Raw genomic sequence first — 9389 nt, 5'->3', positions numbered from 1 at the left:
TGGTTTACTATTTTTTCCTGTTCAACTTGCCAGACATTGTCATAAAGTTTTGGAATTATCTTTTGACCCGGTACCGTTAACTCTAATTTACGCAAATCATGTTGATTTTAGGGCAATACAACTGACCAGAAAAAATTAGGGTAGTTTTGTACGGGTGTTTGGTTTAAGTATTGCCGCAAGGATATATAATTGTAAGGTGTGTCGCGGAACTAAGAATCCCCGCACTTATAGGGCGGGGAGTGTCAATTCGTAGAGGTGCAACACACCTTACAATTATCTATCCTTGCGGCAATACTTAAACCAAACACCCGTAGAAAACTACCAAGTATTGAGCCTAATTTAGATAACTCCAGAGGGCTTGTATCCCTAGTTCTCGGTCAATAATGCCGGAATCGTGAAATAAAACATTGTTCCTACTCCCAGAGATGATTCGACCCAAATTTGCCCGTCGTGATGTTCCACAATTTTCTGACAAATCGATAAACCAATCCCTGTTCCTGGATATTCTTCATTGGTATGTAAACGTTGGAACACCTTAAAAATTCGTTCAAAATATGCCGATTCTATGCCAATACCATTATCCTGAACCCTAAACACCCATTCATTAAACTCAGTGGGTTCTGGCGGAATCGGCGGCACAATAGCGGACTCATAACTTGATGGAGAAATTTTTTGGCGCAATTCTGCCGCAATTTTAATCTCTGGTGCCACCTCAGGGGAGCAAAATTTGAGGGCATTACTGATTAAGTTTTGAAACAGTTGTACCAGTTGGATGCCATCTGCCATGACAATAGGTAAATGTTCGCAGGTAATCACAGCACCCCGTTGTTGAATCACACTGTCTAAATTCGCCAAAACGGACTCGATCACCTGATTGCAGTCCGTTGGTTCAAACTCTGCCCCCTGAGTTTCAACTCGTGAATAGTTAAGCAAATCTTGAATCAGCTTTTCCATGCGATCGCCTGCCTCTAAAATCCGATTCATGTAATGATCAGCTTTGTCATCCAGCAAACCCTGGTATTTTTGGCAAAAGAGCTGACCAAACGCCTTCATCGTTTGCAGGGGCGATCGCAAATCATGAGAGGCAATGCGGGCAAATTCTTCCAAGTCTTGATTCGAGCGGATTAGCTCCCCGTTGAGTTGCTGAAGTTGTTGATTCTGTTGCTGCAATTGCCAATTTTGCTCCACAATTTGCTGTTGCTGGCAGACAATCGTCAGTTGGTTCTTCACCCGCGATAACACTTCTTGCACATGAAAGGGCTTGGTAATATAGTCTGATCCTCCCACCTCAAAGGCTTTTACCTTATCCCATTCATTATCCAACGCGCTCAAAAAAATAACGGGAATGTGCTGGGTTCGTTCATCTGATTTTAAGTGCTGACATAGTTGATACCCATCCATTTGAGGCATCATAATATCCAGCAAAATTAGCTGTGGCAGAGCCTTTTCGATACCCATTAATGCCATTTTTGCGCTAATAGCATTTCTCACCTTATATCCCGCCTCGCTTAGAGTTGTCGATAACAGACGCAAATTGTTGGGTTGATCATCGACAATCAAGACATAGCCGGGAGTTTTTAGGTTAGTCATGGTAAAGGGGTTGAGTCAGGTTCACTAAAATGTCAAAGCTAAACTCATGCTATTACACCGACTGAGGCTTGAAACTTTACTGTAGCCGACAGAACTTGCGATCGCGGTCAAATTCTGGATCTTGCCAGGAAAAGGCAAAATGACTCACGCTACTTATACCAGGAATTCGCTGACGGATTGCTTCCATCTGCTTTTCTAGAGAGGGGCGATTGCTGACAGATTTACCCCAGGTTCCGGCTAGGGCTGGTATTATTTTGGTATTCATCGGCGCCCGATCCACAACTCGTCGGACTAAGTTCTCAATGCAACCTGTGTGACCGCAAACGCCATAAGACATGGGATGCCACTCTAAAGTTGGGGCAAAATGATCCCAAGGCTGCAGTCGGGAATCATACCCTCCTTGACCAACAACTTGATTACCGTCGGGAAAAAATACAGCTCCGGCTTTGATTCCAGCACGCTGAGCGGGTAATGTCGCCATGGACAGAAAATCTAACACCCCTTGAGCTGCATGAGCAACGCTAAGCTGCCACAATTGCCAGTTTAGGGCGGCTGTACTATCTGCCTCGGAGGGCGATCGACCTTGCCACATCGGTGTGGGTTCGTTGGGATAGCGTATCTTGACTGATTCTACATCTTTCGTACTAATTGAACCATCCTGCACGTAGCGTTGAATCAGTTCGCGTCCTTGATTGTTGAGAGCGCGATTATATAAGGCTTGTTGGGAAGCTTCACTATATATCCATAAGTCTTTAACCTTAGTGGCAACCGAATCTGAGCCGCTACCACGAGGATAACGAATATAGTCAAATAACATACCATCAGGGCGACGTTTCGTCACTGCCTGAACCAGTTGGTAGTAATCCGTTTTAGCTTGATTATTATAGGGATCGATAAAGACTTGGGACTGGTCGTGAACAAAGGATAAACTGGTTTGACCTCGACCATTGCGAGCGAGGACACCTTGCCTATCCATACGCTGGGCATAAGTGTAACCGAAGTTCATCGAGAACATCCAAGCATCAACCCGCAATCCCCGTTCATGCCCTTTTTGAATAGTCTGGGCTAATAAATCCACACGTTCATATCCTGGTGTTCGCACGACTGGGGGCCAGGGGGTGGGGTTGTCTGAGGCGGGGAGCAAGACTTGACCATCAGAAAAGACTTCCACATAAACTTTGTTGTAGCCTCGATTTACGATACGGTCAAGAATCTCGTCAATCGCACCCGTGCGAACATCACAGGCATATAGGCGTAGCCATATCGCTTGATCTTGGGGGAAGGTGCGAGAGCGACATTGGCGCAAAACATCAGCATGTTGTTTGACGATGGCTTTATAGCGGTTATCAAAATCTGGGTTCCCTTTGATCGCACCCAGGCGAAGGCTTTCTTTTTGCGCGATCGCATCATCAGCAAATTGGCAATAAGCAGCCGTTTGAGCCTGCGCCGTTTTAGCCGCATAGCCCTGAGTGATGACACTACTTGTCAACAAAGCTGCAACCAGTGAGCGATAATAATATCGCCAATGCCATCCCCTAGGGACAAGACTGTTGGACATTCCTCTAAAAACCACAAAAGAACGACAAGTGAGTGTCTTTAGTATTAACAGACGATCGAACGAATCGACAAATTATGCCATAGAGACTTAAGGACGTTCTTCTTTAGAGAACTCCCGTGTCGTCAATAAAGCTCATCGCCTCCTAAGCAATAGCTGGATTGGATGAGAAGCCCACACTGCAAGCAGTCAGTGTGGGAGTATGTCACTTCTAAGCCTTGTGTCCTATTTCCGGATCATTGCACTTGGCTCCCCCTGCTCCCCTTAAATCAGGTTAAGCTCCACGTCTTATCGCTCGTTCCACCTGTCGGAATTCTTGATCTAGACGATCTTTGAGCTTCTGGGGTAAGGGACGATTGGGATAGGAGCTATAGTAACCTGCCAGAGAATTGAGGGCTGTTCTCATGGTGGAGAACGAACTTAGGTTAGCCACAGAGCTATCTCGACGATAGCGCGAAATATACTCATTAATGCTTTGACGCGCTTTTGACTGAGCCTCTGATTTATTAGGCGCATCGTCTGGTATTTCAATAGCCGCTCTCAAGGATTCTAAAGCGGTTAGAGTATCTTGGCTATAATTGCCAACCAAACCAGTACTGCTCGACGAACACCCCGTTAGCGCGATCGCAACCACGAGGACAAGGGCAACAAGACGGGATAAGTAGCGCTTCATAAGCATCATTCACAATAGACAAAATTTCAAAGTAAAATTGATCCTAACCCGGATTGGTGTCACATAGTTTTGAGTTTTGACCCTTCACGACCTTCGAGGGCATGGCTGGCGAGTTTTCAGTGTAAGGTAGTGAGGACAGCGAAGCATGAGTGAAGCGAAAACATCTGGAAAAGTGTCGTCACTGAGACGCTCACACGTAAATAACCGGAGCTTGGTAGCCCCGATCTTTTAAGTCGGGGCGTCCAAGGGACAACGCAGCTTTAGCTGCCGTCAAACTGATAGAATAAATTTGTGAGTAAGAATCACCATCTATGCAACGAATCATTCTAGTACGGAGCAATCCCCGCTACGAAGAACCGAACGCAAGCTGCGAAACGACTAGACGAGCAAGTAATGGCAGGATGAGGAGCGTACCAAATTGGCTTTGTGATGGACTCGGAAAGCAAAAAGTGTCAAAAGTAGACGCAATGCCTGTATCGCCAGGTAGCAGGTTTGAGCGAGTAGAGGCGTCTTGACAGCGCCCAATCGATTAAGACCATAGTTTTAATCGAGGCTAGAATCTGTGCCTATGCAAGAGCGCAGAGTGTCAATAGCTTTGTCATCTCAAAATATCGTATCCTTGCCAGAGATACTGGATGGGTGTTAACCATGGATTCAAAAACGAACGAAGTCAAACAAATGGCATCTCAATTACTCGCAGGTATGCTGGCTAATCCTCATATTTACACCACAATCAGTGATGAGGGACACCAAGGACAGCTAGAACAGAAACTGATCCTGATGGCGGTGGAGATGGCAGAGGATTTGATTGACAAGGCTGAAAGTCGTCATCCTTGATGAACCCCGTCCTACTTCTTGAGGGCGGGGATTCGCGCGAATTATGTTGAGTTAGCCGGAAACTGCCCAGTGGATTTAATCCCCTTGGGAACAGTATATCCGTGGATTGAAGCGAGGATTTGTTGGGGACGATGGAACTTAACCGAATCGTCCGCTTACATAGTCTTTCGTGGCTTCCTCCTTGGGATTTTGGAAGATATTTTCAGTTTCGTCATACTCGACTAAGTACCCTTGCTTTCCGCCCTTTTCTGTGGCTTTGGCATTGAAGAAGGCGGTCATATCAGCAACCCTTGTGGCTTGCTGCATATTGTGCGTCACAATCACAATACTGTACTTTTGTTTCAGTTCGTGCATTAAATCTTCAACCTTAAGGGTTGAAATCGGGTCAAGAGAAGCACAAGGTTCGTCCATTAATACCACATCTGGGTTAATCGCGATCGCACGGGCAATACATAACCGTTGCTGTTGTCCCCCCGATAAAGACATTCCGTTGGTTTTTAGCTTATCTTTGACCTCATCCCATAAAGCTGCAGCGCGTAGGGAGTTTTCAACTAATTCATCTAGATTACCTTTATAGTTATTCACCCTGGCACCATAGGCAATATTGTCATAAATTGATTTGGGGAATGGGTTGGGTTTTTGGAACACCATACCAATCCGCCGTCGTACCTCTACCGGATCGACCTTTTTGTCATAAAGGTCTTTCTGGCGATAGTAAACTTTACCCTCAATGTGAAATGAATCAATTAAATCGTTGAGACGGTTGAAGCAGCGGATCAATGTGCTTTTACCACAACCCGAAGGACCGATAAAAGCCGTGATCCGGTTTTTGGGAATTGCTATAGACACCCCCTTAACCGCTAAAAATTTGCCATAGTAAATATCTAGGTTTTCCGTTCGTAAAACCGTTTCTGTTGATTGCTCATTGGCTTGATTTGGCTCGGACATTTTCCGATGAGATTCCATGATAATTTCCACTGATTTTTGAGTTGGCATCTTGTTCCAACAAGTAGGTTTTCTTTAGAACTTAGAACTTTATTGAACTTCAGATTTTATTCTATATAGGTCGGTTAATTTGATAATTCATAATCAATAAGTCAGTAAATGCTTTTCCGAGTTGCCCAGCGAGAAATTACACTGGTTAATAAGACCAAAGCCACCAGGATTAAAGAAGCCGCCCAAGCTAATTCTTGCTGATCCGAAAAAGGCGAGGTAGCAAAATTGTAAACTAACACAGCCAGGGAGGGAGTCGGTTGACATATACCTGAGGGCCAGAAGAAGGTGAATAGAGCTGTGAAAATCAGCGGGGCTGTTTCGCCAGCGGCGCGAGCAACCGCCAAGGTAGTTCCCGTCAAGATGGCGGGTAAAGCGGCGGGTAGAACCACTCTCAATACGGTTTGATATTCCGAAGCTCCCACACCCACAGACGCCCAGCGCACGTCCTGAGGCACAATTTGTAGGGCTTCATCTGTGGTTCTGATGATGATCGGTAGCATCAGTACCGCCAGTGCTACGCCTCCCGCCAATGCGGAAAAGCTACCTGAACAGGGGATGAATCCAGGTCCAAGCACAATCAGCCCGTAAGCAAATATCCCGGCAATAATTGAAGGGACACCACTCAAAACATTAGTGGCAAAGCGAATCCAGCGAGCAATTGAACCCGAACTAAATTCTGACAGATAAACGGCGGCTAAAACCCCAATGGGAAAACTAATCAGCGCCCCAATCGCAATCACAATCAACGTACCGACAATCGCATTGCCCACACCACCACCGGATAAACCCGCCGCCGGTGGCAATTCCGTAAATAAGTCTAAGTTCAGGCGGTTAAATCCTTTGATGATCACATAGATAATAACGGCAAACAACGGAATCAGGGCAATAACTAGGCAAGCTCCGGCTAGGATAGTCATCACGATGCCAAACAGCGATCGCCCACTCGTGTATGAACGAGTAAAACTTTGAGTGGGAAAGTCTTCAGGTTGTTGATCTTGGATATTTTCTGACATAAAGTTTTCAAGTTTTGACGTTTTGACCCTTCGAGAGAGGGAACCTGGTTTTGAATGAACTTAAAATTCCCTTTGTGCAGACGTTCCACGCCTTACGTCTCTACTTTCCTGCTCCCACTATCTCACCTTAAAACTTCTTAACTTGGCGCACAATCAACTCCGCCAGAATATTAACGATTAGTGTTAAGACAAATAGCACGAACCCGGCATACATTAAAGCCGCAACCTGTAAACCTGAAGCTTCAGCAAATTGATTCGCTAAAAGGGAGGCGATGGTGTTGGCTGGAGCAAGTATAGAAAAATTAAGTTGATTGGCATTACCAATCAGCAAGGTCACTGCCATGGTTTCTCCCATCGCTCGACCTAGCCCTAACATTATGCCACCGACAATGCCCGAAAATGCAGCCGGAATCAGAACCCGAAAGATAGTTTGCCAGCGGGTGGCTCCCAAGCCCAGAGATGCTTGTCGCAGATCTGGAGGTAGAGACGCCAGGGAATCGCGAGAAATTGCCGTGATAATTGGCAAAATCATAATCGTTAAAATAATACCCGCCGGAAACATACCCACTCGTGTAGGCTCTGTACTAAACAGAGGAATCCAGCCGAAGTTGTTATGCAGCCACTCCTCAAGAGGAATCAGGACAGGAATCAAAACAAAAATGCCCCATAGCCCGTAAACCACACTAGGAATCGCCGCTAACAGTTCCACCATAAACACCAGAGTCATCCGCGCTGATTTGGGCAGAAAGTCTTCGCTCAAAAACACAGCGGTACCAATTCCCAGAGGTACAGCAAACAGCAGTGCGATCGCGGCACTCATCAGCGTCCCGTAGATCATGGGTAACGCCCCATAATTGTCTTCTACGGGGTTCCACGCGCTGTTGACCAGAAAGTTCAGACCAAATTCCCGGATCGCGGGCAAGGCTTCTATGCCCACTGTGATCGCGATGAAGATTAAAATTCCCGCAACTGACAGCGTCAAGATGCGAGCCAGCCAGACAAACCCCCGGTCCAGAGTCTTTTCAACCCTCGACCGTTCGGGGAGTACTGCTGAATGGGATTCAGCTTGTGTGGTCATAATTGATCAAAGTGAACCAAGTTATCAGAATTTCCACAATACCAGCGAACAGTTCAAACGTAGCATCTGAGGAAGGTAGAGTTTTATGTAGGGGCGGGTTTAACTGTTATCTTTTCTTGTTTACCCTGATGGCACTAAACCCGCCCCAACGAGTGGAATAATTGTGAATAAACTCACAACTGCCTCATCTCCCTCAGGTCGCGTAATCCTATTGGCTAACGTCAATGTCATAATCTGGGCTAATCACATCAGCCGCCTCTGCCACTTTTTCCCTCACATTTTGCGGTAGCTTCACATACCCTAACTCTGGGGCAATTTCTTGACCTTCAGTCAACATATACTCAATTGTTGCTTCTAAAGATTTCGCCGTCTCCGGCTCAGGATAGTCCTGGTAAGCCAAAAGCCAAGTATAGCTAACAATGGGGTAGGATTCCTCGCCTTCGGGATCGGAAATAAATGCCCGCAGGTTTTCTGGCAAAGTCACAGCTTCTAACGTTTTTGACGCCGATTCATCAGTAGGCTTGACAAAATTCCCCGATTGGTTTTCCAAGGCAGCATAGTTGAGGTCATTCTGCTTGGCGTAGCCGTATTCGACATAGCCAATTGCACCTTCCGTTTGTTGAATCTGAGCCGTAACCCCTTCATTTCCCTTTGCCCCAATCCCGGTGGGCCACTCGACGGTTTTGCCTTCCCCAACTTTTTCTTGCCACTCTGGACTAATCGTACTCAGGTGTTTGGTAAAGACGCCTGTGGTTCCACTACCGTCGGAACGGTGAATCACGTTAATCTTTTCATCGGGCAACTCTACACCCTCGTTTGCCGCCGCAATTGCTGGGTCATTCCAGTTGGTAATGTTACCGAGGAGAATATCCACATACACATCCCGTGGCAGTTGCAGGTTTTCTATCCCATTCAGGTTGTATGCCAGTACGATACTACCAGCCGTCATCGGCAGCATGAGAACGCCTCTATCAACTTGCTCTATTTCTTCGTCATTCATGGCAACATCGCTAGCGCCGAAGTCTACTGTACCTTGGAGAAACTGTTCCACACCAGCGCCACTACCGACGGATTGATAGTTGACCCGGAGTTTCGGATATTCAGTGCTGAGTTCTTGGAACCAACGCTGGTATATCGGGGCGGGGAACGATGCACCAGCACCGGTGAGCGCTACAGGTTCAGCCAGGGCGAGTTTGTCGCTTCCCTCACCTGCGATACCTGTTTGATCGGTCTCTCCCGTGTCAGTGCTTTGATTTCCGCACGCCGCTAGGCTGACGGCTAGAGCGAGTACAGAAACGGAGCGGACTAAACGAGCTGGATTAATGAAAGCGAGACGGAACACCATTTAACTAAGCCTCAAAGACAATTACACTACGGTAAGTCTCTTGTAGGATACCCCTCATTCGTAAAGAGAAGGTTAACGGGTTTCAATTGAATTTCTGTAGGGGTTTGGTTCCCAAACCCCTGTTATTAATTCGGGTTCCAAAACCCCTAGTATTAATTATCCGTTGACATCCTCCCCCGGCTAAAGAGCGCGGGGGATTCCTCACCACGCCACCTTTTTAGGGGTGGTCGCTGATTGGGGTTGACGCTTCGCTGAAGGTTGCCTCCAAATGAGGTCTTACACCCTCTCCACGTCCGTTTATA

At 46.6% G+C, this 9389-nt stretch carries 8 protein-coding genes; 1 reads left to right on the top strand and 7 read right to left on the bottom strand.

All coding sequences use genetic code 11. The features are described 5' to 3' along the window. Nucleotides 1–366: 366 nt before the first annotated feature. The 3 genes from RID09_RS14820 to psb27 all read right to left on the bottom strand — a co-directional run bounded on the left by RID09_RS14820 (nt 367) and on the right by psb27 (nt 3818). Nucleotides 367–1590: a response regulator gene (locus tag RID09_RS14820; protein ID WP_446336697.1), complete on the bottom strand. Its 1224-nt coding sequence runs from the start codon at nt 1588–1590 to the stop codon at nt 367–369. A 76-nt stretch (nt 1591–1666) separates the two neighbouring features. Beyond that, nucleotides 1667–3148: a family 10 glycosylhydrolase gene (locus RID09_RS14815; RefSeq protein ID WP_446336696.1), complete on the bottom strand. Its 1482-nt coding sequence runs from the start codon at nt 3146–3148 to the stop codon at nt 1667–1669. A gap of 271 nt (nt 3149–3419) precedes the next feature. Beyond that, the gene (gene psb27 / locus RID09_RS14810) at nt 3420–3818 is read right to left on the bottom strand and encodes a photosystem II protein Psb27 (protein WP_446336695.1); all 399 of its coding nucleotides are present in this window, start codon (nt 3816–3818) and stop codon (nt 3420–3422) included. Between the two features lie 648 nt (nt 3819–4466). Here psb27 and RID09_RS14805 point away from each other — a divergent pair. After that, the gene (locus RID09_RS14805; RefSeq protein ID WP_446336694.1) at nt 4467–4655 is read left to right on the top strand and encodes a hypothetical protein; all 189 of its coding nucleotides are present in this window, start codon (nt 4467–4469) and stop codon (nt 4653–4655) included. 138 nt (nt 4656–4793) lie between these two features. On the opposite strand, the gene pstB is transcribed toward RID09_RS14805, so the two are convergent. The 4 genes from pstB to pstS all read right to left on the bottom strand — a co-directional run bounded on the left by pstB (nt 4794) and on the right by pstS (nt 9087). Then, a complete protein-coding gene (pstB, locus tag RID09_RS14800; protein ID WP_446336698.1) occupies nt 4794–5603 on the bottom strand; it encodes a phosphate ABC transporter ATP-binding protein PstB in 810 nt (269 codons plus the stop codon). A gap of 149 nt (nt 5604–5752) precedes the next feature. Beyond that, complete coding sequence (pstA, locus tag RID09_RS14795) at nt 5753–6664, bottom strand: phosphate ABC transporter permease PstA (protein WP_446336693.1); 912 nt, start codon at nt 6662–6664, stop codon at nt 5753–5755. A gap of 127 nt (nt 6665–6791) precedes the next feature. After that, a complete protein-coding gene (gene pstC, locus RID09_RS14790; protein WP_446336692.1) occupies nt 6792–7742 on the bottom strand; it encodes a phosphate ABC transporter permease subunit PstC in 951 nt (316 codons plus the stop codon). 208 nt (nt 7743–7950) lie between these two features. Then, a complete protein-coding gene (pstS, locus tag RID09_RS14785; RefSeq protein ID WP_446336691.1) occupies nt 7951–9087 on the bottom strand; it encodes a phosphate ABC transporter substrate-binding protein PstS in 1137 nt (378 codons plus the stop codon). Nucleotides 9088–9389: the final 302 nt, after the last annotated feature.

This window comes from Coleofasciculus sp. G1-WW12-02 (assembly GCF_040219735.1).
GTDB lineage: Bacteria > Cyanobacteriota > Cyanobacteriia > Cyanobacteriales > Coleofasciculaceae > Coleofasciculus.
This window is presented reverse-complemented; position numbering and strand designations above follow the sequence as displayed.

What these genes read in the sequence shown, in the direction of transcription:
- pstC (WP_446336692.1), bottom strand. Translation starts at nt 7,742, where the DNA reads ATGACCACACAAGCTGAATCCCATTCAGCAGTACTCCCCGAACGGTCG.
- pstA (WP_446336693.1), bottom strand. Translation starts at nt 6,664, where the DNA reads ATGTCAGAAAATATCCAAGATCAACAACCTGAAGACTTTCCCACTCAA.
- RID09_RS14820 (WP_446336697.1), bottom strand. Translation starts at nt 1,590, where the DNA reads ATGACTAACCTAAAAACTCCCGGCTATGTCTTGATTGTCGATGATCAA.
- pstB (WP_446336698.1), bottom strand. Translation starts at nt 5,603, where the DNA reads ATGTCCGAGCCAAATCAAGCCAATGAGCAATCAACAGAAACGGTTTTA.
- RID09_RS14805 (WP_446336694.1), top strand. Translation starts at nt 4,467, where the DNA reads ATGGATTCAAAAACGAACGAAGTCAAACAAATGGCATCTCAATTACTC.
- psb27 (WP_446336695.1), bottom strand. Translation starts at nt 3,818, where the DNA reads ATGAAGCGCTACTTATCCCGTCTTGTTGCCCTTGTCCTCGTGGTTGCG.
- pstS (WP_446336691.1), bottom strand. Translation starts at nt 9,087, where the DNA reads ATGGTGTTCCGTCTCGCTTTCATTAATCCAGCTCGTTTAGTCCGCTCC.
- RID09_RS14815 (WP_446336696.1), bottom strand. Translation starts at nt 3,148, where the DNA reads ATGTCCAACAGTCTTGTCCCTAGGGGATGGCATTGGCGATATTATTAT.